Annotated in this window: 20 protein-coding genes; 11 read left to right on the top strand and 9 right to left on the bottom strand. The window is 62.1% G+C overall.

Going from position 1 to position 20,287, the window contains the following annotated elements; all coding sequences use genetic code 11:
* Positions 1–168: 168 nt before the first annotated feature.
* Genes AA098_RS04750 through AA098_RS04735 form a run of 4 tightly spaced genes read left to right on the top strand, consistent with a single transcriptional unit; the run spans position 169 to position 2,141 of the window.
* Positions 169–729, top strand: coding sequence for a hypothetical protein (locus AA098_RS04750; protein ID WP_003251651.1), 561 nt, complete (start codon positions 169–171; stop codon positions 727–729).
* A gap of 33 nt (positions 730–762) precedes the next feature.
* A complete protein-coding gene (folM, locus tag AA098_RS04745; protein ID WP_003251650.1) occupies positions 763–1,500 on the top strand; it encodes a dihydromonapterin reductase in 738 nt (245 codons plus the stop codon).
* 9 nt (positions 1,501–1,509) lie between these two features.
* Entirely contained in the window at positions 1,510–1,803 is a 294-nt protein-coding gene (locus tag AA098_RS04740) for a DUF1244 domain-containing protein (protein ID WP_003251648.1), read from the top strand.
* The gene (locus AA098_RS04735) at positions 1,800–2,141 is read left to right on the top strand and encodes a HopJ type III effector protein (protein ID WP_019752535.1); all 342 of its coding nucleotides are present in this window, start codon (positions 1,800–1,802) and stop codon (positions 2,139–2,141) included. Before AA098_RS04740 ends, AA098_RS04735 begins: the two co-directional genes overlap by 4 nt.
* A gap of 44 nt (positions 2,142–2,185) precedes the next feature.
* Here the strand turns inward: AA098_RS04735 and AA098_RS04730 are convergent, their stop codons facing one another.
* On the bottom strand, positions 2,186–3,094 hold the full coding sequence (locus tag AA098_RS04730) for an alpha/beta fold hydrolase (protein ID WP_003251644.1): 909 nt from the start codon (positions 3,092–3,094) through the stop codon (positions 2,186–2,188).
* A 143-nt stretch (positions 3,095–3,237) separates the two neighbouring features.
* Complete coding sequence (gene fabV / locus AA098_RS04725) at positions 3,238–4,449, bottom strand: enoyl-ACP reductase FabV (RefSeq protein ID WP_064613900.1); 1,212 nt, start codon at positions 4,447–4,449, stop codon at positions 3,238–3,240.
* Positions 4,450–4,750: 301 nt separating this feature from the next.
* Between fabV and AA098_RS04720 the strand changes: the two genes are divergently transcribed.
* Positions 4,751–5,929 carry an acetyl-CoA C-acetyltransferase gene (locus tag AA098_RS04720; protein ID WP_003251640.1) on the top strand — a complete coding sequence of 393 codons (1,179 nt, stop codon included), beginning with the start codon at positions 4,751–4,753 and terminating at the stop codon, positions 5,927–5,929.
* 437 nt (positions 5,930–6,366) lie between these two features.
* On the opposite strand, the gene AA098_RS04715 is transcribed toward AA098_RS04720, so the two are convergent.
* Complete coding sequence (locus AA098_RS04715) at positions 6,367–7,191, bottom strand: 5-methyltetrahydropteroyltriglutamate--homocysteine methyltransferase (RefSeq protein WP_064615167.1); 825 nt, start codon at positions 7,189–7,191, stop codon at positions 6,367–6,369.
* Positions 7,192–7,420: 229 nt separating this feature from the next.
* On the opposite strand from AA098_RS04715, the gene AA098_RS04710 reads away from it, so the two are divergent.
* Entirely contained in the window at positions 7,421–8,908 is a 1,488-nt protein-coding gene (locus tag AA098_RS04710; protein ID WP_064613899.1) for a methylenetetrahydrofolate reductase C-terminal domain-containing protein, read from the top strand.
* On the opposite strand, the gene yjiA is transcribed toward AA098_RS04710, so the two are convergent.
* The 3 genes from yjiA to AA098_RS04695 all read right to left on the bottom strand — a co-directional run bounded on the left by yjiA (position 8,868) and on the right by AA098_RS04695 (position 12,204).
* Complete coding sequence (gene yjiA, locus AA098_RS04705) at positions 8,868–9,845, bottom strand: GTPase (RefSeq protein ID WP_064613898.1); 978 nt, start codon at positions 9,843–9,845, stop codon at positions 8,868–8,870. The genes AA098_RS04710 and yjiA overlap by 41 nt on opposite strands.
* 77 nt (positions 9,846–9,922) lie before the next feature.
* A complete protein-coding gene (locus AA098_RS04700) occupies positions 9,923–10,120 on the bottom strand; it encodes a YbdD/YjiX family protein (RefSeq protein ID WP_003251633.1) in 198 nt (65 codons plus the stop codon).
* A gap of 17 nt (positions 10,121–10,137) precedes the next feature.
* Positions 10,138–12,204: a carbon starvation CstA family protein gene (locus AA098_RS04695; RefSeq protein ID WP_004577217.1), complete on the bottom strand. Its 2,067-nt coding sequence runs from the start codon at positions 12,202–12,204 to the stop codon at positions 10,138–10,140.
* Positions 12,205–12,381: 177 nt separating this feature from the next.
* Between AA098_RS04695 and AA098_RS04690 the strand changes: the two genes are divergently transcribed.
* Together AA098_RS04690 and AA098_RS04685 are read left to right on the top strand one after the other, a co-directional pair.
* Complete coding sequence (locus tag AA098_RS04690) at positions 12,382–12,744, top strand: PilZ domain-containing protein (RefSeq protein WP_003251630.1); 363 nt, start codon at positions 12,382–12,384, stop codon at positions 12,742–12,744.
* Between the two features lie 263 nt (positions 12,745–13,007).
* Complete coding sequence (locus AA098_RS04685; protein WP_012053706.1) at positions 13,008–14,525, top strand: nucleobase:cation symporter-2 family protein; 1,518 nt, start codon at positions 13,008–13,010, stop codon at positions 14,523–14,525.
* Positions 14,526–14,560: 35 nt separating this feature from the next.
* On the opposite strand, the gene radA is transcribed toward AA098_RS04685, so the two are convergent.
* Positions 14,561–15,931 carry a DNA repair protein RadA gene (gene radA, locus AA098_RS04680; protein WP_003251626.1) on the bottom strand — a complete coding sequence of 457 codons (1,371 nt, stop codon included), beginning with the start codon at positions 15,929–15,931 and terminating at the stop codon, positions 14,561–14,563.
* Positions 15,932–16,107: 176 nt separating this feature from the next.
* Here radA and mscL point away from each other — a divergent pair, with 176 nt between their 5' ends.
* The gene (mscL, locus tag AA098_RS04675) at positions 16,108–16,527 is read left to right on the top strand and encodes a large-conductance mechanosensitive channel protein MscL (protein WP_003251622.1); all 420 of its coding nucleotides are present in this window, start codon (positions 16,108–16,110) and stop codon (positions 16,525–16,527) included.
* Between the two features lie 577 nt (positions 16,528–17,104).
* On the opposite strand, the gene AA098_RS04670 is transcribed toward mscL, so the two are convergent.
* Positions 17,105–17,881 (bottom strand): ferredoxin--NADP reductase, encoded by a 777-nt coding sequence (locus AA098_RS04670; protein WP_003251619.1) that lies wholly within the window; start codon positions 17,879–17,881, stop codon positions 17,105–17,107.
* Positions 17,882–18,096: 215 nt separating this feature from the next.
* Between AA098_RS04670 and AA098_RS04665 the strand changes: the two genes are divergently transcribed.
* The gene (locus AA098_RS04665; protein WP_003251617.1) at positions 18,097–18,804 is read left to right on the top strand and encodes an autoinducer binding domain-containing protein; all 708 of its coding nucleotides are present in this window, start codon (positions 18,097–18,099) and stop codon (positions 18,802–18,804) included.
* Positions 18,805–18,900: 96 nt separating this feature from the next.
* The gene (locus AA098_RS04660) at positions 18,901–20,025 is read left to right on the top strand and encodes a methyltransferase (RefSeq protein WP_064613897.1); all 1,125 of its coding nucleotides are present in this window, start codon (positions 18,901–18,903) and stop codon (positions 20,023–20,025) included.
* A gap of 105 nt (positions 20,026–20,130) precedes the next feature.
* On the opposite strand, the gene AA098_RS04655 is transcribed toward AA098_RS04660, so the two are convergent.
* The gene (locus AA098_RS04655; RefSeq protein ID WP_003251614.1) at positions 20,131–20,286 is read right to left on the bottom strand and encodes a DUF2474 domain-containing protein; all 156 of its coding nucleotides are present in this window, start codon (positions 20,284–20,286) and stop codon (positions 20,131–20,133) included.
* Between the last annotated feature and the right edge of the window lies 1 nt (position 20,287).

Raw genomic sequence — 20,287 nt, 5'->3', positions numbered from 1 at the left:
TGTGTCGGTCTGTTGGTGCCACCGTTTGCCAGCTGAAAGTTGCCGAAGATCGCAACTGCGCGATAATGCGTGCCCGATTCTTGCATGCACGACTGCGTCGCCCACCACCCCGGGCCACACAGCCAAAGGGGCCAGCTACCCGCCAGCCCCGTTGCCAGGAGATACACAATGTCTACCCCACCCGTCACCCTCATGGTGTCGCGCCGCGCCGCCCATGGCCGCTACCAGGACCTGCTGGCCTGGCTGCACGAAGGCGAACAACTGGCCACCGACTTCCCTGGCTACCTCGGCTCGGGCATCCTCGCCCCGCCCCGGGATGGCGACGAATTTCAGATCATCTTCCGCTTCAGCGACGAGCCGACCCTGCATGCCTGGGAGCACTCCGCCTCGCGTCGCGCATGGTTACAACGCGGCAACGGTCTGTTCGAGCGCCCCAAAGAGGCGCGCGTTAGCGGTATCGACGACTGGTTCGGCACCAACAGGGTGCAAAAACCGCCACGCTGGAAGCAGGCCGTGGCCATCTGGCTGGCGTTTTTCCCTGTCTCGCTGGCCTTCAACCTGGTGTTCGGCCACTGGTTGACGGCACTCGACCTTGTGCCCCGGGTACTGCTCAGCACCCTGGCCCTGACGCCGGTGATGGTGTACCTGTTCATCCCGCTGTCCACCCGCCTGCTGGCCAGTTGGCTACAGGCCTCCCCGCCCGCTGCTGGCGCCTTGCGCAGCCGCTGAGGCCAGGCCATACAACAGGTAAACAGTTCGGGTATGCTGGGTGGCAATCAAAGGACAGACAAGTTGACCACCCCGAACATGAACAGCCCCATTCTCGTTACCGGAGCCAGCCAGCGTGTCGGGCTGGCCCTGGCCCTCGAACTGGCACAGGCCGGCCATACGGTGGTCAGTGCCAGCCGCAGCATTCAGCCGCAGGCAGCCCACCCCAACATCGTGCAGTTTCAGGCCGACCTGTGCCAGGCGGGCGACCGCCAGGCGCTGATCGATCACCTGCACGATCGTTACGACGGACTGCGCGCCATCATCCACAATGCTTCGCTATGGCTCGACGACGGCCTCGACAACCTCGAGACCATGTTCCGCCTGCACGTCGAAGCGCCCTACCACCTCAACCTGGCCCTGGGCGACCTGCTGGCCAAGGTGGAAAAGGCCGACATCATTCACATCTGCGACGAAACCTCCTCGCGCGGCAGTAAAAGCCACATCGGCTACGCCGCCACCAAGGCCGCACTGCAGAACATGGTGCTGTCATTCGCCGAAAAATATGCGCCCAAGGTGCGTGTGAACGGTATCCTGCCCGGGCTGCTGATCCTCAAGGAAGGGGGTGACGAAGCCTACCGCCAGCAAACCCTGAAAAAGGCCCTGCTGGAATTCGAACCCGGCGCCGGCCCGCTGATCGAGACCGTCAAGTACCTGCTCGCCAGCCAGTACAGCACCGGCAGCCAGGTGGTCATCAACGGTGGCCGCCACCTGAAGAACCGCATGACTTGAGAGAAGACCATGACCCCACAACAACAGCTCGAGCTCGAGGCCGCCGCGTTCCGGCGCCTGGTCGAACACCTGCAAAAGCGCACCGACGTACAGAACATCGACCTGATGAACCTGTCCGGTTTCTGCCGCAACTGCCTGTCCAAGTGGTACAAGGCCGCCGCTGACGAGCGTCAGCTGGACCTGAGCCTGGATGATGCCCGCGAAGCGGTGTACGGCATGCCCTACGCCGAGTGGAAAGCCCAATACCAGAAAGAAGCCAGCGCCGAACAACAAGCGGCGTTCGAAAAAGGAAAAACCTCGTGACTGACCTGAATACCCTGCGCGCAAGCCTGGCCAGCGGCCAACATGTATTTGCCGATACCTTGGCGTTCATTGCCGACAACTACAGCTACCAGCCGCAGGCCTTCGACAACGGCGGCGTGGAGAATGCGGCAGGGCAGAACGAAGGTTCGTGCAAAACCCTGGGCCTGGCCTTGCTTGAAGGGCTGAGCGACCAGGAAGCGCTGCTGGCCTTCGGCGAGCACTACCGTGATGTGGTGGCCACGCCTGAGGGTAGCGACCATGGCAACATCCGTGCGCTGATCAAACACGGTCTGGCGGGTGTGAAGTTTGCTGCGCAGCCGCTTGCGCGCAAGGCTTGATATTGCCGGGGCCGCTTTGCGGCCCCACGATCCTGCGCCCACCATCAATCGATAATGGTGCCAGGCCCCCCACCTTCCAGCCTCCCCTGCCGCAACCACTGCAAGGCCACCGGCCACAGGTTTTCGCGAAACCGGTCATGGAAGAACGCGAAATGGCCAATTTCCTCGACCGAGATATCCACAGGCGCAATGCGCAGGTGCTGGCGCTCGGCACTTTGCAGATAACCCAACAAACGCTCGGTTGCCGCTACGGTCCCGAAGGGGTCGTCCGTCAGACTGATGGCCAGCGTCTTCGCACGCACCTGGGCGAACGGTAGCGCCGCCAACGCCCGCCCGCTGGGGCGGTGCTCATAACGTGGGGTACGCGTGGTCCAGTCGTGCACCACGCCGGATGGCGTGTCTTCCAGCCAACCCAGGCGCTTGCCGGGAAAGTAGCCGAATACCCGGGTCAACAGCGGCATGACCACATGCCACTTGCCGAACAGCTGCCAGCGCTGGTTGGCCGCGTAGTCGCGCCAGTAGGCGAACTGCGCGCCAACCATGACGACCCGACGGATCTGGCCAGCCGACGGTGCCAGGCCTACTGCACAACCGCCGAAACTGTGCCCCACCACGTCCACCGGCTGATCTGGGAAATGCGCTGCCGCATGCGCCAGCATGGCTTCAAAATCCAGCCGGCCCCAGTCGCTCCAGGAGGCCTGGAAACCACGCAGCGACGCCGGCCGGGATTCGCCGATGCCACGGTAGTCGTAGGTCAGCACATCGCAGCCGTGGGCGAACAGGTAGTCGGCAAAGCGGGCGTAATAGCGGCAGCGTACCGACGTGGCAGCGTTGATGATCACCAGCGGGCGCTGGGGGTCAGGTTGGGCGTGGCGCCAGCAGAAGCCGCCGAGGCTGTATCCGTCGGCCGCGGGGTGGCGAAATGGGGTAGCGGGTTGGATGAGGCTACTCATGGCGCATTTCCTGTTGTTGTGCGCCAAAACTAGCAAAGATTTTGTAGCCTGTACTGGCCTCTTCGCGGGTGAACCCGCTCCTACAGGGTGAGAACCTGTGGGAGCGGGCTTGCCCGCGAAGAGGCCGGTACAGGCTTACCCGATTACAGCTCGACGCAGTCGAACTTCACATCGGTGGCCACGTCTTCGTCGTAGTTGACGTCAGCGCGCTCGAAGCCGAACAGGTTGAGGAACTGCTTCTTGTAACCGGCGTAGTCAGTCAGCTCGAACAGGTTCTTGGTGGTCACCTGTGGCCACAGGGCCTTGCAGGCGTTTTGCACGTCGTCACGCAGTTCCCAGTCGTCCAGGCGCAGGCGCCCCTTCTCGTCGACCTCTGCCGGCGCACCGTCGGTACGGTACATACGGTCGCGGTACATGCGGTCGAGCTGGTCCTGGGTGCCTTCGTGAACACCTTTCTCCTGCATGATCTTGAAGACCATCGACAGGTACAGTGGCATCACCGGGATGGCCGAGCTGGCCTGGGTAACCACCGACTTGAGCACCGCCACATTGGCGCCGCCTTTCACTTCACCGGCCAGCTTCTGGTTCAGACGCAGGGCAGTTTCGTCCAGGTCCTGCTTGGCCTGGCCCAGTGCACCGTGCCAGTAGATCGGCCAGGTGATATCGCTGCCGATATAGCTGAAGGCCACGGTGCGAGCGCCTTCGGCAAGTACATTGGCGCCAGCCAGCGCATCGATCCACAGCTGCCAGTCCTGGCCACCCATGACGGTGACGGTATCGGCAATTTCCTGCTCGGTGGCCGGCTCGATGCTGGCCTCGATGATGGTGTCCTTGTTGGTGTCGATGGCGGTCGACTTGTATGGCTGGCCGATCGGCTTGAGTGCCGAGCGAATGACTTCACCGGTCTGCGGCAGCTTGCGCACGGGCGAAGCCAGCGAGTAGATGACCAGGTCGACCTTGCCACCCATTTCGTTCTTGATCAGCTCGATGACCTTGGCGCGGGCTTCGTCAGAGAAGGCGTCACCGTTGATCGACTTGCTGTACAGGCCCTCGGCCTTGGCGAACTTGTCGAAGGCGGCAGCGTTGTACCAGCCAGCAGTGCCGGCCTTGGTCTCGGTGCCTGGTTTTTCGAAGAATACGCCCAGGGTGTCGGCCTTGAAGCCGAAGGCCGCCGTGATGCGGGCAGCCAGGCCGTAGCCGCTGGAAGCACCGATGACCAGGACCTTCTTCGGGCCATCCTCGCGTACGCCCAGCTTGCGGGTGGCTTCGATCTGGTCACGGACGTTGAGCTCGCAGCCCTTCGGGTGAGTCGTGGTGCAGATGAAACCGCGAACCTTAGGATGAATGATGGCCAATGTCTGTACCTCGTCAGGTTTATGCCAGGAAAGCGCCGCTTGGGGCGATTCCGATTGATCAGAGGGTGAGACTACCCCCGCAGGTTATCCGACACATATTACGGGGTGATCAGAGGGATGCAAAACCAGAGTTCTTCTGTGCAGGAGGGTCATGGCTGCTTGAAATCCAGATTGGCGGGTTAGAACGCCTGGCACCCATTGATTTGCTTTTCACATCAATCCGAAAGAAAAACAAACTTAACAAATAAGCCAAACCCACCGATGCTGGCGGCACTACGCCCATTGCACGGAGAACAACAACATGAACGACGTGGTGATCGTCGCCGCAACCCGCACCGCCATCGGCAGCTTCCAGGGCGCCTTGGCCACTGTGCCTGCGGTCGACCTCGGCGCCGCCGTGATCAAGCAACTGCTGAAACAAACCGAGCTGGACCCGGCGCAGGTCGACGAAGTCATCCTCGGCCAAGTGCTCACTGCCGGTGCCGGTCAGAACCCGGCACGCCAGGCAGCGATCAAGGCTGGCCTGCCCTTCAGCGTACCGGCCCTGACCCTGAACAAGGTCTGCGGCTCGGGCCTCAAGGCCCTGCACCTGGCCGCCCAGGCGATCCGCTGTGGCGATGCCGAGGTGGTGATTGCCGGTGGCCAGGAGAACATGAGCCTTGCCCCCTACGTGATGCCCTCGGCCCGCACCGGCCAACGCATGGGCCATGGCCAACTGATCGACAGCATGATCACGGACGGCCTGTGGGATGCCTTCAATGACTACCACATGGGCATCACTGCCGAAAACCTGGTGGACAAGTACGGCCTCAGCCGTGAGCAGCAGGATGCCTTTGCTGCCGAATCGCAGCGCAAGGCAGTGGCAGCGATCGAGGCCGGCCGTTTCGACGCTGAAATCACCCCCATCGTGCTGCCGCAGAAAAAGGGCGAGCCCAAGGTTTTTGCCCGTGACGAGCAACCACGCCCGGACACCACCGCCGAGTCCCTGGCCAAACTGCGCCCGGCCTTCAAGAAGGACGGCAGCGTCACCGCAGGCAATGCCTCCAGCCTGAACGACGGCGCCGCCGCCGTGCTTTTGATGAGCGCAGCGAAGGCCAAGGCGTTGGGCCTGCCGGTGCTGGCGAAGATCGCCGCCTACGCCAGTGCCGGGGTAGACCCCGCGATCATGGGTATTGGTCCGGTTTCGGCGACCCAGCGTTGCCTGGACAAGGCCGGTTGGCAACTGGCCGAACTGGACCTGATCGAAGCCAACGAAGCCTTTGCCGCCCAGGCGCTGGCCGTGGGCAATGCGCTGGCATGGGATGCCGCGCGGGTTAACGTCAATGGAGGGGCGATTGCCCTGGGCCACCCGATTGGTGCTTCCGGGTGCAGGGTGCTGGTGACCCTGCTGCACGAGATGATCAAACGGGATGCCAAAAAAGGCCTGGCGACCTTGTGCATTGGTGGTGGGCAAGGGGTGGCGCTGGCCATCGAACGCTGATTGATTCAAGCAGGCCCGGCCTCTTCGCGGGTAAACCCGCGCCTACACTGATCGGTGACGGACACACATCGGTGATCGGGCGCAGGCCGTTGTAGGAGCGGGTTTACCCGCGAAAGGGCCGGACCTGCTGGCCAATTTCCACCCGCTGTTCAATGTCGCAGCCGCGATCGTATTCGCGGGTAAACCCGCTCCTACACTGATCGATGACGAACACACATCGGTGATCGGGCGCAGGCCGTCGTAGGAGCGGGTTTACCCGCGAAAGGGCCGGGCCTGCTGGCCAATTTCCACCAGCCGTTCACCGTTGCAGCTGCCACCGTGTTCGCGGGTAAACCCGCTCCTACCACTGATCGGTGGTGGACACTCATCGGTGATCGGGCGCAGGCCGTCGTAGGAGCGGGTTTACCCGCGAAGAGGCCCGTACAGGCAGCAAATGATCAAGCCGCGACTCGGTCCTGCTCCAGCGAAGCGGCCAGCACCGCCACTTCCTGGCACTTCTGCACGGCCAGGTCCACTGGACTCTCCAGCAACGAACAGGCAGGCGCCAACCACAGCCGCTCACCCAGGCGTTCATGGGCCTCGTGCAGCAACCCCAGGGTCTTGCCCAGATCGCAAGGCGAGGCGTTGCGACCGTCGACCAGGCCCAGCGACAGTACCTTGTAGGCCGGCAGGCGGTCGAGAATGGTCTGGTACTGCTCGGGCGCCTGAACCAGATCGACGTGCAGGCCATCAACCGGCAGGTTGGCGGCCAGGCCGAGGTTGCCTTCCAGGCCACCGAAGTACGTGGCGATCAGCTTCTTCAACGGTGCGCGCTGAAGGATGTTGTAGACACGTTCATAGGCATTTTTCCAATCCTGGGGCAGGTCCTGGGCGAGGATGGGTTCATCGATCTGCACCCATTCAACGCCGTGGTCGGCCAGGCGGTTGAGGAGTTGGTCATACACGGGCAGCAGGCGGTCAAGCAGCTCCAGCTTGTCGAAGTCACCGCCCAGGGTCTGGCCCTGCCACAGATAGGTCAAGGGGCCGATCACCACCGGCTTGACTGCAAGGCCCAGGGCCTTGGCGTGCTCCACTTCTTCGAACAGTGGTTCCCAGTTCAGAACCAACGGCTGATCGCCTGCGCTAAGCACGTGGCTGTCCCAGGCGAAGTCGCCGACCGGCACCAGCTCGATGCCGGCGTCTTTCTGCACCTGCCAGTGGCGGGCACGCAGCTCGCGGTCACGGCCGATGTGTGGAAAGCCCAGGTTATGTGCCAGTGCCATGTCTTGTCCCTTCAGCATGCTTGAATGAATAAGGGGGATTCTCCGGCTGACGGGGTATTGAGACAAACTCATTAAATTTGAGATGAACCCAAGAAATCTTCATGATCATGCTGTCATGATCTTCGCGCCCCCATGTCTCATTCAGATCACCATCCTGCGCATCCGGACATGACCCGGCTCGCCTTCTGCCGCACAATGCCACCCTGACCACACCAGGTGCCCGGCCAACATGAGCCTGCTGAAAACCGCCCTGCGCGAACAGAACTTCGTCTGTGTCATGGAGTTCGTCCCCAAGCCTTCCGCAGAACGCTTTGCCGCCATGGAAGCGATCATGGCCCGTGCGCACCTGTGCGGCTGGCCGATGACCGTGGCCATCGGTGATCGTGTCGGCAGCCCGCTGGACATGTCACCGCTGGACGCCCTCGCCTCGTTCAGCAACCCGGTGCCTGCCCTGCCGCATTTTTCAGGCAAGGATCGCGAACGCCACCACCTGCTCGCCCAACTGCAGCGCATGGACGCCGCCGGCCTCGACCAGCTGTTACTGCTGACTGGCGACCGCCTGCCCGGCCATGAACCTGGCCAGCGCCCGGTGCGTTATCTGGAATCGGTCGCCGCCCTGCAGATTGCTCGCCAGGCCTGCCCGCACTGGCTGCTGGGCGCGGCGCTGAACCCGTTCAAGTACCACGAGGAAGAAGGCGGCGCCCAGTATTTCAAGGCCGAGAAAAAGCTGGCAGCGGGGGCTGACTTTCTCACCTTGCAACTGGGCTTCGATGCCGCCAAGCATCAGGAAGCCATACACTGGATGCGCCGCCAGGCCTCACCCAAGCCCATGCTGGCCTGCCTCATGAGCCTCACCCACGGGCGCGCGGCGATGCTCGACCACGTGGCCGGCGTGACTGTCACGCCCTCCATGCGCGACATGCTGGAAGCGGAAACGGCGCAGTCCAAGGCCTTTGCCCAGGCGCGCAGTGTTGACCGCCTGGCCTTGCAGATCATCGGTACAAAGCTGATGGGGTACGCCGGTGTGCACCTGTCAGGGGTTCACACACTCGAACAGTTGCTGGCCCTTGAGACCCGTATCGAGCACTGGCAATCCCAGGTTCAGTCCCTGGAGCAATGGGCACCGGCCTGGCACGCCAGCTGGCAGATGCCTGGCCTGCCGGCGGTGACCTTCCATCCGCCACAGGCTGGCTGGCGCCTGGACGAGTCACGGGTCGATGCCTCATTCAAGGAAAAAGCCCGCTATCACCTGATGCATGGCATGCATTCACTGCTGTTCAGCCGGCGCAACGGCCTGAGCAAGGCCTTCGGCTGGGCAGTGCGCCAGCCTCTGTGGGCAACACGCGCTGGCGCACACGTGCTGCACACGCTGGAGCGCAATGTGAAGCGCCCCCTGGTGGGTTGCGACACCTGCGGCCGTTGCCGCCTGGAAGACACCTTGTATATCTGCCCGGAAACTTGCCCTAAAGGCCTGGCCAATGGCCCTTGCGGCGGAACCGCCCTGAACCGCTGCGAGTTCGGCGACCGCGAGTGCATCCACAGCGTCAAGTACCGCACCGCCAAAGCCGTGCGGCAAACTGCTGTGCTGACCGAACGCCTGATCCCGTGCATCGAGGTCGAAACCCGCCACCGCAGCTCATGGCCGCAGTGGTTCGCGGGGCAGGCGCCGCAGCGGCTCAGCCCTCAGCCATTGCCTCGAAGCCAGCCCGAATCGTAGCCTCGGGCAGTTCGTCGGCAATGAACACCATCACACTCTCGCGCGCTTCGCCTGCGGCCCACTCGGCGTCCCAGTCGAAGCCATACAGCTTGAGCACGCCCTGAAACACCAGCTTGCGTGCCTCGCCGGCAATGTTCAGCACGCCCTTGTAGCGCAGCAGCTGTTTACCGTGGGTTTCCAGCAGCTCGTTCATGAAGCTGCTGAGGCGGTCGATATCCAGCGGGGTTTCGGTACGCAGCACCATCGTGGAGATACGGTCCGGGGTGGCAGGCTTGAGCACGGGTTGCAACATCGGTTTCAAGTTCACCCCAAGGTCGGGGTTGAGGTTGAAACCGCGCACATCCAGTAGTTCAGCCAGGTCGATGCAGCCGTGTTCGACCACACGGATCGCCGCCCTGCTATTGATGCGGGCCAGGCGTTCGCGCAGGGCTTCAACCGCAGTTGGCTCGACCAGGTCGGTCTTGCTCAGCAGTAGACGATCGGCAAAGCCGACCTGGGCCTGAGCGATGGTCTGGGTCAGGTGCAGTTCGGCATGCGCGGCATCGACAAGGGTGATGATGCCGTCGAGGATGTAGCGCTCACGCAGCTCCTCGTCGATGAAGAACGTTTGCGCTACCGGCGCCGGGTCGGCCAGGCCGGTGCATTCGATCACCAGGCGATCGAAGGCGATTTCCCCTGCATCCAGGCGTTCAAGCAGCAAGTAAAGCGCGCGAGTCAGGTCGCCATGGATGCTGCAGCATACACAACCGTTGGCCAAGGTCATGACCTGCACCGGCTGGTCACCCAGCAGTTGGCTGTCGATGCCGGCCTCGCTGAATTCATTTTCGATCACGGCGAGCTTCAGGCCATGCTCGGCCTTGAGCATGTGCCTGAGCAAGGTGGTCTTGCCGGCACCGAGGAAGCCCGTGAGGACGGTTACGGGAATGGGCGTCTGCACGCAAAATACTCCTGAATCTGAAAATGACTGTGGGAGCCGGTTACCCAGGCTCCCACAGGTTTACACGTACCGCAGGCTCAACAGCACTTGGGCCCGGACTTGCCACCGTAGCGTGCTTCCTGGCGTTCGCGGAAGAACGCCTCGTAGCTCATCACCGGCTTGTCCGGATGCGTTTTCTGCATGTGTTCGACATAGTTGTCGTAGTCGGGCATGCCGACCATCAGGCGGGCTGCCTGCCCCAGGTATTTGCCCAGTCGACCCAAGTCGTTGAACATGATTGCAGTCCTCTCGATTACGCGTCAGGCAACGCCTGGAACGGGGTTTCCTTGTCGCTGCGTTCTTTGCGGCCCAAGGCGGCGTAGCCGACCTTGATGGCGAAGAACAGAATGCTGAAGACCACCAGCAGGAACAAGATCGTCAGGCCCGCGTTGGTGTAGGCGTTGAAGATCACGTGCTGCATTTGCCCGATGTCCTTGGCCGGGGCCAGTACCTGGCCGGCGTCCAGCGCAGTGCTGTACTTCTTGGCCAGGGCCAGGAAGCCGACAGCCGGGTTGGGGTCGAACAGCTTGATCAGGCCTGCAGCCGTGGTGCAGATCAGCAGCCATACGGCCGGCAGCAGGGTGACCCAGATGTAGCGCTGACGCTTCATCTTGATCAGCACCACAGTACCGAGCATCAAGGCGATACCGGCCAGCATCTGGTTGGAGATACCAAACAGCGGCCACAGGGTGTTGATGCCACCCAGCGGGTCGATGACGCCCTGGTACAGCAGATAGCCCCAGAGTGCCACGCAGCCAGCAGTGGCAAGCAGGTTGGCCCCCCACGATTCAGTGCGTTTGAGTGCAGGCACGAAGCTGCCCAGCAGGTCCTGCAACATGAAGCGCCCGGCACGGGTACCAGCGTCTACCGCCGTGAGGATGAACAGCGCCTCGAACAAGATTGCGAAGTGGTACCAGAAGGCCATGGTGTTTTCACCTGGCAACACCTGGTGCAGGATCTGCGCAATACCGACCGCCAGGGTGGGCGCACCGCCGGCACGGGCCAGAATGGTGTGCTCGCCGATGTCACGGGCAACGGCTTCGAGCTGCTCGGGTGTAATCAGGAAGCCCCAACTGCTGACGGTCTGCGCCACCGACGCGACATCGGTACCGACCACTGCAGCCGGGCTGTTCATGGCGAAGTACACGCCCGGTTCGATCACCGAGGCCGCAACCATGGCCATGATGGCGACGAACGATTCCATCAGCATGCCGCCGTAGCCGATATAGCGGGCGTTGGTTTCGTTATCCAGCAGCTTGGGGGTGGTCCCCGAGGAAATCAGCGCGTGGAAGCCGGACACCGCACCACAGGCAATGGTGATGAACAGGAACGGGAACAGGGTACCCTTCCACACCGGGCCCGTACCGTCGGTGAACTGGGTCAGCGCCGGCATTTTCAGCTCGGGAGCGATGATCAGGATACCGATGGCCAGGCCAAGGATCGTGCCGATCTTGAGGAAGGTCGACAGGTAGTCACGCGGCGCCAGCACCAGCCACACCGGCAGCACGGCGGCGACAAAACCGTAGCCCACCAGCATCCAGGTGATCTGCACGCCGGTGAACGTGAACGCCGGGCCCCACACCGGGTCCGCAGCGATCACGCCCCCCAGCCAGATCGAGGCCAGCAGCAGTACCACGCCAACCACCGAGATTTCGCCAATACGGCCCGGACGGATGTAGCGCATGTAGATGCCCATGAACATCGCGATCGGGATGGTCGCCATCACCGTGAACATGCCCCAAGGGCTTTCGGCCAGGGCCTTGACCACGATCAGTGCCAGCACCGCGAGGATGATGATCATGATCAGGAAGCAGCCAAACAGGGCGATGGTGCCCGGGATTCTGCCCATTTCCTCGCGCACCATGTCGCCCAGCGAGCGCCCATTGCGGCGGGTAGACAGGAACAGGACCATGAAGTCCTGCACCGCACCGGCCAGCACCACGCCGGCAATCAGCCACAGCGTGCCGGGCAGGTAGCCCATTTGCGCGGCGAGCACCGGACCCACCAGTGGGCCAGCGCCGGCGATGGCGGCGAAGTGGTGACCGAAAAGAATGTGTTTGTTGGTCGGGACGTAGTCCAGGCCATCATTGTTGAGCACCGCCGGGGTGGCACGGCGCGGGTCGAGTTGCATCACCTTGGTGGCGATGAACAGGCTGTAGTAACGATAGGCGACCAGGTAGATGGCCACTGCCGCGACCACGATCCACAAGGCGTTGATCGCCTCGCCGCGACGCAGGGCAACCACACCCAGTGCGCAGGCACCTATGACTGCCAGCGCCAGCCACGGAATATGGCGTAGCAGGCTATTATTGTTGTTCATGGTTAGCTTCCAGCTGGTGGATTGGAAAGACCGCCCACCGAGTCTAGGGCCAGTCAAGCGGCATTGCCACACTTGCTTTGTTCTAGAGCCTCTGCGGCCTGATTGCAGTACCTGATGCACATGCAACTCTAACTATAGTCAGGATGACACCTGATGACCTATTCGAGGATCCAAGCCATGAGCGATCATGACGAACGCCGCCGCTTTCAACGCATCGACTTCGATGCCCCCATCGAGCTGCGCCAGGGGCTGAAACGCTGGCCTGCAAAACTGCTGGACCTTTCACTCAAAGGCTTGCTGATCGAACGCCCCGCAGGCTGGGATGCCGACCTGACCCAGGACTTCGACGCCATCATCGAGCTGAACGAGGATGCCCGTGTGCAGATGCAGGTCGAACTGCGCCACGAAGAACCGGACCGCCTGGGCTTCATCTGCCTGTACATCGACCTCGACTCGATGAGCCATTTGCACCGTCTTGTGGAATTGAACGTGGCTGACAGCACCGAAATGATGCGTGAGCTGCGTGAACTCATCGAATAATAAAATCTCTTAGCTAGCTAATAGCCTTCCCGCCTGGTGTTTCTTGTCTACCCAGACAGCTTTAAGCCTGGGTAGCGTTGCTTTGTACACACCCTTCTAATACAGCTTCTGCCAAGTTGGTACGCCTTCTGCATTGGGTTTTAACACACCCTGCGGCCGGATCTGTTCGCGCTCCGATCAAAATATTGTATACAATTCTTGTGGCAATCATTTGTAGGAAGTGTCTACAGTAGCGGCACAACAATAAACAGAGAGCCTGCTCCATGACTACGTCCCCTAGCACGTCTCCCGCCAAGCGACCCGAGGATGAAAACCTCGGCCTTGGTGCCAACCTGGCCTATGGTCTGCAGCATGTGCTGACCATGTATGGTGGGATCGTCGCAGTACCCCTGATCCTGGGGCAGGCCGCGGGCCTGAATGGTGCCGAAATCGGCATGCTGATCGCCGCCTCGCTGTTCGCCGGTGGCCTTGCCACCCTGCTGCAGACCCTTGGCCTGCCGTTCTTCGGTTGCCAGTTGCCACTCGTGCAAGGCGTGTCGTTCGCCGGTGTGGCGACCATGGGTGCGATCCTGAGCAGCGAGGGGGGCGGTGGCCTGCCTGGGGTGCTCGGCGCGGTCATGGCTGCGTCGCTGATCGGCTTTCTGATCACACCGGTGTTCTCGCGCATCACCAAGTTCTTCCCGCCGCTGGTGACCGGTATCGTGATCACCACCATCGGCCTGACCCTGATGCCGGTTGCCGCACGCTGGGTAATGGGTGGCAACAGCGCCTCGCCGGAGTTCGGCAGCGTGGCCAACATCGGCCTGGCCGGGCTGACCTTCGCCATCGTGCTGCTGCTGAGCAAGCTTGGCAGCGCCACCATCTCACGCCTGTCGATCCTGCTGGCCATGGTGGTCGGCACGCTGATCGCCTGGGCATTGGGCATGACCGATTTCAGCAAGGTCAGCGAAGGCCCGATGTTCGCCTTCCCCACGCCTTTCCACTTTGGCATGCCGGAGTTCCACATCGCCGCGATCCTGTCGATGTGTATCGTGATCATGGTCACCCTGGTGGAAACGTCGGCCGATATCCTCGCCGTGGGTGAGATCATCGACACCAAGGTGGACTCCAAGCGCCTGGGCAACGGCCTGCGCGCCGACATGGCATCGAGCATCCTGGCGCCGATTTTCGGTTCGTTCACCCAGAGCGCGTTCGCCCAGAACGTTGGCCTGGTGGCCGTGACCGGGGTCAAGAGCCGCTACGTGGTGGCTACCGGCGGCGTGATTCTGGTGGTACTCGGCCTGCTGCCAGTCATGGGCCGGGTGATTGCCGCCGTGCCTACCCCGGTACTGGGCGGCGCCGGTATCGTGCTGTTCGGCACCGTGGCGGCCAGCGGTATCCGCACCCTGTCCAAGGTCAGCTACAAGAACAACGTCAACCTGATCATCGTCGCGGCCTCGCTGGGCTTCGGCATGATCCCGATTGCCGCGCCGACCTTCTACCACCACTTCCCGAACTGGTTCGAGACCATCTTCCACTCCGGCATCAGCTCGGCGGCGATCATGGCCATCCTGCTGAACCTGATCTTCAACCACTTCACCACCGGCAACTCGGAAAACCAGTCAGTGTTCGCTGCAGCCTACGAGCGGACCATCCAGTATTCGGACATTTCCGCGCTGCGTGATGGGGACTACTTCAAAGATGGCAAGCTGTTCGATGCCGAGGGTAACGAAGTGCCGATGCTGGAACTGGACGAGCACGGCAATGAAACGGTCAGGCGCACGGCCGTTGCCGAGCACTGACTGATTGCAGGAGCGAGCTTGCTCGCTCCTGCACACTATTCGAACAATGCATCCAGCGCCTGTTCCAGGCGGGTAACGGCAATCACCTGCAAACCCGCAGGCGCTTCTTTCGGCGCATTGCCCTTGGGTACGATGGCACGCTTGAAGCCGTGCTTGGCCGCTTCCTTCAAGCGCTCCTGACCACTGGGCACCGGCCGTACCTCGCCCGACAAGCCAATCTCGCCAAACACCAGCAAACCGTGGGCCAGTGGCCGGTTACGCAAGCTGGACATCACCGCCGCCAGCAGCGCCAGGTCCGAAGCCGTTTCCAGCACCTTCACCCCGCCGACCACGTTGAGAAACACATCCTGGTCATGGGTCGGGATACCGCCATGGCGGTGGAGCACCGCCAACAACATGGCCAGGCGGTTCTGGTCCAGGCCCAAGGTTACCCGCCGCGGGTTGGCCAGATGGCTATCGTCGACCAGCGCCTGCACCTCGACCAGCATTGGCCGGGTACCCTCCCAGGTTGCCATCACCACGCTACCCGGCACCTCTTCCTGAGTACGGTTGAGGAAGATCGCCGACGGGTTGGATACCTCCTTGAGGCCACGATCGGTCATGCCGAACACGCCCAGCTCGTTGACCGCGCCAAAGCGGTTCTTGACCGCCCGCAGCAAGCGCAGCCGGCCATCGGACTCACCTTCGAAATACAGCACCGTGTCGACCATGTGCTCCAGCACCCTTGGGCCAGCCAGCGAGCCTTCCTTGGTCACGTGGCCGACCAGAAAGATTGCTGTACCGCTTTGCTTGGCATAGCGCACCAGCAACGCTGTGCTTTCGCGCACCTGGGCCACGCCGCCCGGGGCCGATTGCAACTGCTCAGTGAAAATGGTCTGGATCGAGTCGATCACCATTACCCGCGGCTTCTCGACCCGCGCTGTGGCAATGATCGTCTCGATGCAGGTTTCGGTCATCACCTTGAGCTGGTCCTGGGGTAGGCCCAGCCGCCGCGAGCGCATGGCCACCTGCTGCTGCGACTCCTCCCCCGTGACATACAGTGCCGGCATGCCCACGGCGATGTTGCACAAGGTCTGTAGCAAAATGGTCGACTTGCCGATGCCGGGGTCACCGCCAATCAGCACCACCGAGCCATCCACCAAGCCGCCACCCAGCACGCGGTCCAGTTCGGTGCTGCTGGTCGTGAAACGCGGGATTTCCTCGACACTGACTTCGGCCAGGGTCTTGATTTGCGCCTGCTGTCCTGTCCAGCCTGCGCGGCCGCTACTGGGTGCAGCAGCGCCGCCGCTTTCGATCATGGTTTCGACCAGGGTGTTCCAGGCCCCGCATTCGCCGCACTGGCCGGCCCATTTGGGGAAGGTCGCGCCGCATTCGGTGCAGCCATACAAGCGCTTGGCCTTGGCCATGGGTGGGGTCTCCTGGAAAAATTCGCCATGATAACTGAGCAGGACGTGTCTCGAACGCCTCGAGATGCGACAAAACTATTCGTTCTAACTGCAGTCAGTAGCCCTGAACACAACGCATGAAGCGTTTAAGTGGCTTACACTGCGTTAACCTCACCTTTTGTTACAAGGAACCAAACATGGGCGTGCTCAACGAGTTCAAGGCTTTCGCAGTCAAAGGCAACGTCGTCGACATGGCGGTCGGTATCATCATCGGCGCGGCCTTCGGCAAGATCGTCTCGTCCTTCGTCGGCGACGTGATCATGCCGCCACTGGGCCTGCTGATCGGCGGCGTCGACTTCAGCGACCTGGCCATTACCCTGAAGGCTGCCGAAGGTGACGTGCCAGCGGTGGTGCTGGCGTATGGCAAGTTCATCCAGACCGTGATCGACTTCGTGATCGTGGCCTTTGCCATTTTCATGGGCGTGAAGGCGATCAACAAGCTCAAACGTGAAGAAGCCGTGGCGCCGACTACGCCGCCTGTGCCTTCGGCTGAAGAGACGCTGCTGACCGAAATCCGCGATTTGCTCAAGACGCAGAACCAGAACCGCTTGCCCTGAAATTGCCGGGGGCGCTGTAGGAGCGGGCATGCTGGCGAAGAATCCAGTGCGGTGGATGGCACCGGCTTCGCCGGTGTTCGCGGGTAAACCCGCGCCTACACGGCGGCCTGTGTTAAACCTCCGATGTGTGTCCACCACCAATCTGCGTAGGAGCGGGTTTACCCGCGAATACGGTGGCGGCGGCAACGGTGAACGGCGGGTGGAAATTGGCCAGCAGGGCCGGCCTCTTCGCGGGTAAACCCGCGCCTACACGGCGGCCTGTGTCCAACCTCCGATGTGTGTCCACCACCAATCTGCGTAGGAGCGGGTTTACCCGCGAATACGGTGGCGGCGGCAACGGTGAACGGCGGGTGGAAATTGGCCAGCAGGGCCGGCCTCTTCGCGGGTAAACCCGCTCCTACACGGCGGCCTGTGTCCAACCTCCGATGTGTGTCCACCACCAATCCGGTGTAGGAGCGGGTTTACCCGCGAATACGGTAGCGGCGGCAACGGTGAACGGCGGGTGGAGATTGGCCACCAGGCCCGGCCCTTTCGCGGGTAAACCCGCGCCTATAGGCCCGCAACGGCCGCAATGGACTTACCAGTAGTTCTCGACTGCCACCTGCCCCGGCCGCTTGCTCAGGCTCAATTGCAGGTCGCGCGCCTTGAGGACCTTGCGGGTTTCGTCGATCATTTCCGGGTTGCCGCACAGCATCACACGAGAATGCTCCGGCGACAGTTCAAGCCCTGCCGCCCTCTCCAGCTCGCCATTCTCGATCAACGTCGTAATCCGCTGATTCAACGCCCCAGGGTGTTGTTCACGGGTCACCACGGGAATGAACTGCAACTTGCCCGCGTACTCGGCCAGATAATCGCGCTGTTCCAGCCCGGCAATTTCATCCACATAGGCCAGCTCCTTCGCTTCGCGCACTGAATACACCAGCTTGATGCTGTCGAAGCGCTCCCAGGCCTCGAAGTCCTGGAGGATCGACATGAATGGCGCAATGCCGGTACCGGTAGCCAGCAGCCACAGGTCACGACCACCGACGAAGCGGTCGAGGGTGAGGAAACCGAACGCCTGTCGGTCGATCAGCAACGTATCGCCTGCACCCAAACGGCTCAGCTCACTGGTGAACTCACCACCTGGCACCACGATGGAAAAGAAATCCAGGTGCTCGTCATGGGGGGCGCTGACCATGGAATAGGCGCGCCACACCACACTACCATCGGCCTTGGTCACACCTAGCCGGGCGAATTGGCCGGAACGGAAGCGGAACCCCGCATCGCGCGTAACCCGCAGGCTGAAGAGGTTCGGCGTCAGTGGCTGAACATCAAGCAGTGTCTGGCGAGTGAACTTTTCGGCGCTAGCGGTCATATCGGGCTCCAAGGTTGGCGTGTGCACAGTGTCGCCTAAAGTGGCCAGGATAAAAACCACCGCTTTGTAGGGCCTCATCAAGGGTGATCGTGCCGAACTCGCAGAAAATCCTGTTCGCTATAACAAAAAAATCCCAACAAGATGGTAGGTCTTTTCCTACAATCATCCGGGTACTCAAACGGATTGGATCCTGCGCGCCCCAAGGAGTGTTTCAAATGCTTCACTGGAAACCCGAGTATCTTCATGCGTTCGTCAGCGAACGCAGCCCGCAGAAGCTATTCGACATCGCAGTCCATCTGGCTCAGGACCTGGACATGGATTACCTTGGGCTGAACATCCGCATTCAGATCGCTACGCAAACGCCAAGGCTGTACCTCTACAGCAACTACCCAATTGAGTGGATCGAGCGTTACCAGCGCGACGACTTCTACAAGCTGGACCCGGCAGCGAACCTGAGCCACAGCTCGACGACGCCGGTGCTGTGGACCGATGACCTGTACAAGGAAGCACCGCAATTTCGCGAAACGGCCTGCCAGCATGGCTTGCGCCACGGCTGGACACAGTCGCTTCACGATCAGCAGCACAACGAGAGCCAGATCAGTGTCGCTCGGCCAAACGGCCACATCGATATGCTCGAACTGTACGACAAAGCCGGCAGTGTGCAGTGGCTGTGCCACACCCTTCACGCGGTACTGGGCGAGCACCACCTGAACGCGCTATGCCCACCCCAGCCGAAAATGAGCGAGCGTGAACTGGAAGTGCTGAAATGGTCTGCCGCCGGCAAGACCGCTGCCGATGTTGCCTCCATCCTCTCGCTGTCGCAAAGCACGGTCAATTTCCATATCCGCAGCGTGATCACCAAGACCAACGCAGCCAACAAGGCCGGAGCCATTGCCATTGCCGCCTTGCGTGGCTGGATCTGATCTTCGAACCTGCGACCTCGGGCAAAGCCCTGTAGAATCGCCCGGCAAAGCCCGGAGCGAACCGCAACGGGCAGTTTCATACCCGAGCCAGACGCCATGCCCCTGTTGACCACCCCCTACGCCGAACTCGACCTGATCCGCCAGCCGGAGCAGGCCAACGACCCGTTGCAGGCCTTCGATGCCGCCGACGAGTACCTGCTTGCGCAGCTACACGATCAGGCACCCGACGCCAATTGCCGGGTCCTGGTGCTCAATGACAGCTTCGGTGCCTTGGCCGCAAGCCTTGCGGGCCAGCTGCAGGTGGTCAGCAGCGGTGACTCGCACCTGGGGCACCTGGCCCTGGATAAGAACCTGGCGCGCAATGGCCTGCCGTTCGACAGTGTGCCGTTCGTACCGGCCAGCGAACACTGGCAAGGCCCGTTCGACCGGGTGCTGGTGCGTGTGCCCAAGACCTTGGCCCTGCTCGAAGAACAACTGATCCGCCTGCAAGGCCAGCTGGCACCCGGTGCGCAGGTGATTGCTGGGGCAATGATCAAGCACCTGCCACGGGCGGCCGGCGACCTGATGGAGAAGTACATCGGCCCCGTACAGGCTTCGCTGGCACTGAAAAAGGCCCGTTTGCTGACAGCAACGGTTGCCGAGCGGCCGCTCGCCAAGTCCCCCTATCCCAGCTGCTACCGGCTCGACGCGCCGGCACTTGACTTGGTCAACCACGCCAACGTGTTCTGCCGTGAAGGCCTGGATATCGGGACGCGGGCGTTCCTCCCGCATCTACCACGCGACCTTGGCCGTGCGCGGGTGGCAGACCTGGGCTGCGGCAACGGCGTACTCGCGATCGCCAGCGCCCTGGCCAACCCGGATGCCGAGTACACCCTGGTCGACGAGTCGTACATGGCAGTGCAATCGGCGCAGGAGAACTGGCTGGCAGCGTTGGGCGAGCGCCCGGCGACCTTCTTCGCGGCCGATGGCCTGGCCGGGCTGGAGAAGCAGTCGCTGGACGTGGTGCTGTGCAACCCGCCGTTCCATCAACAGCAGGTAGTGGGCGATTTCCTCGCCTGGCGCATGTTCCAGCAGGCGCGTGAAGCGCTGGTGGTAGGTGGGGCGCTGTACATCGTGGGTAACCGGCACCTGGGCTATCACAGCAAGCTGGCGCGGTTGTTCCGGGGGGTGGAGCAGGTGGCGGCAACGCCCAAGTTCGTCATTCTGAAAGCCCGCAAGTAGGCGCGCCACCGCCCCCGTAGGAGCGGGCTTGCCCGCGAACACTGGCAACGCCGGTGCCATCTAGCGCGTTGCCTGCTTCGCGGGCAAGCCCGCTGCCGCTCTTTATCAATGTGTGGTCAGGCCCGCCGCCCCCATGAACAGCCGCATCACCCAGGCCGCCACACCCAGCGCTGCGACGCTCATTGCCCAGATCAGCAACAGCCAGCCCAGTCGCTGCCACAGCGGTTTCTTGTCTTCCAAACCATGTTTGCCAGCCATCATG

Origin of the sequence: Pseudomonas sp. JY-Q (genome assembly GCF_001655295.1) — a bacterium.
Classification (GTDB): domain Bacteria; phylum Pseudomonadota; class Gammaproteobacteria; order Pseudomonadales; family Pseudomonadaceae; genus Aquipseudomonas; species Aquipseudomonas alloputida.
The sequence above is the reverse complement of the archived record's forward strand: the minus strand, read 5'-3'. Positions and strand labels throughout refer to the sequence as shown.

Coding starts and splice junctions, on each gene's coding strand:
- AA098_RS04685 (WP_012053706.1), top strand. CDS start 13,008: ATGACTACGTCCCCTAGCACGTCTCCCGCCAAGCGACCCGAGGATGAA.
- AA098_RS04695 (WP_004577217.1), bottom strand. CDS start 12,204: ATGAACAACAATAATAGCCTGCTACGCCATATTCCGTGGCTGGCGCTG.
- AA098_RS04720 (WP_003251640.1), top strand. CDS start 4,751: ATGAACGACGTGGTGATCGTCGCCGCAACCCGCACCGCCATCGGCAGC.
- radA (WP_003251626.1), bottom strand. CDS start 15,931: ATGGCCAAGGCCAAGCGCTTGTATGGCTGCACCGAATGCGGCGCGACC.
- AA098_RS04750 (WP_003251651.1), top strand. CDS start 169: ATGTCTACCCCACCCGTCACCCTCATGGTGTCGCGCCGCGCCGCCCAT.
- folM (WP_003251650.1), top strand. CDS start 763: ATGCTGGGTGGCAATCAAAGGACAGACAAGTTGACCACCCCGAACATG.
- AA098_RS04715 (WP_064615167.1), bottom strand. CDS start 7,191: ATGGCACTGGCACATAACCTGGGCTTTCCACACATCGGCCGTGACCGC.
- mscL (WP_003251622.1), top strand. CDS start 16,108: ATGGGCGTGCTCAACGAGTTCAAGGCTTTCGCAGTCAAAGGCAACGTC.
- AA098_RS04660 (WP_064613897.1), top strand. CDS start 18,901: ATGCCCCTGTTGACCACCCCCTACGCCGAACTCGACCTGATCCGCCAG.
- AA098_RS04665 (WP_003251617.1), top strand. CDS start 18,097: ATGCTTCACTGGAAACCCGAGTATCTTCATGCGTTCGTCAGCGAACGC.
- AA098_RS04655 (WP_003251614.1), bottom strand. CDS start 20,286: ATGATGGCTGGCAAACATGGTTTGGAAGACAAGAAACCGCTGTGGCAG.
- AA098_RS04710 (WP_064613899.1), top strand. CDS start 7,421: ATGAGCCTGCTGAAAACCGCCCTGCGCGAACAGAACTTCGTCTGTGTC.
- AA098_RS04740 (WP_003251648.1), top strand. CDS start 1,510: ATGACCCCACAACAACAGCTCGAGCTCGAGGCCGCCGCGTTCCGGCGC.
- AA098_RS04700 (WP_003251633.1), bottom strand. CDS start 10,120: ATGTTCAACGACTTGGGTCGACTGGGCAAATACCTGGGGCAGGCAGCC.
- AA098_RS04670 (WP_003251619.1), bottom strand. CDS start 17,881: ATGACCGCTAGCGCCGAAAAGTTCACTCGCCAGACACTGCTTGATGTT.
- AA098_RS04690 (WP_003251630.1), top strand. CDS start 12,382: ATGAGCGATCATGACGAACGCCGCCGCTTTCAACGCATCGACTTCGAT.
- AA098_RS04730 (WP_003251644.1), bottom strand. CDS start 3,094: ATGAGTAGCCTCATCCAACCCGCTACCCCATTTCGCCACCCCGCGGCC.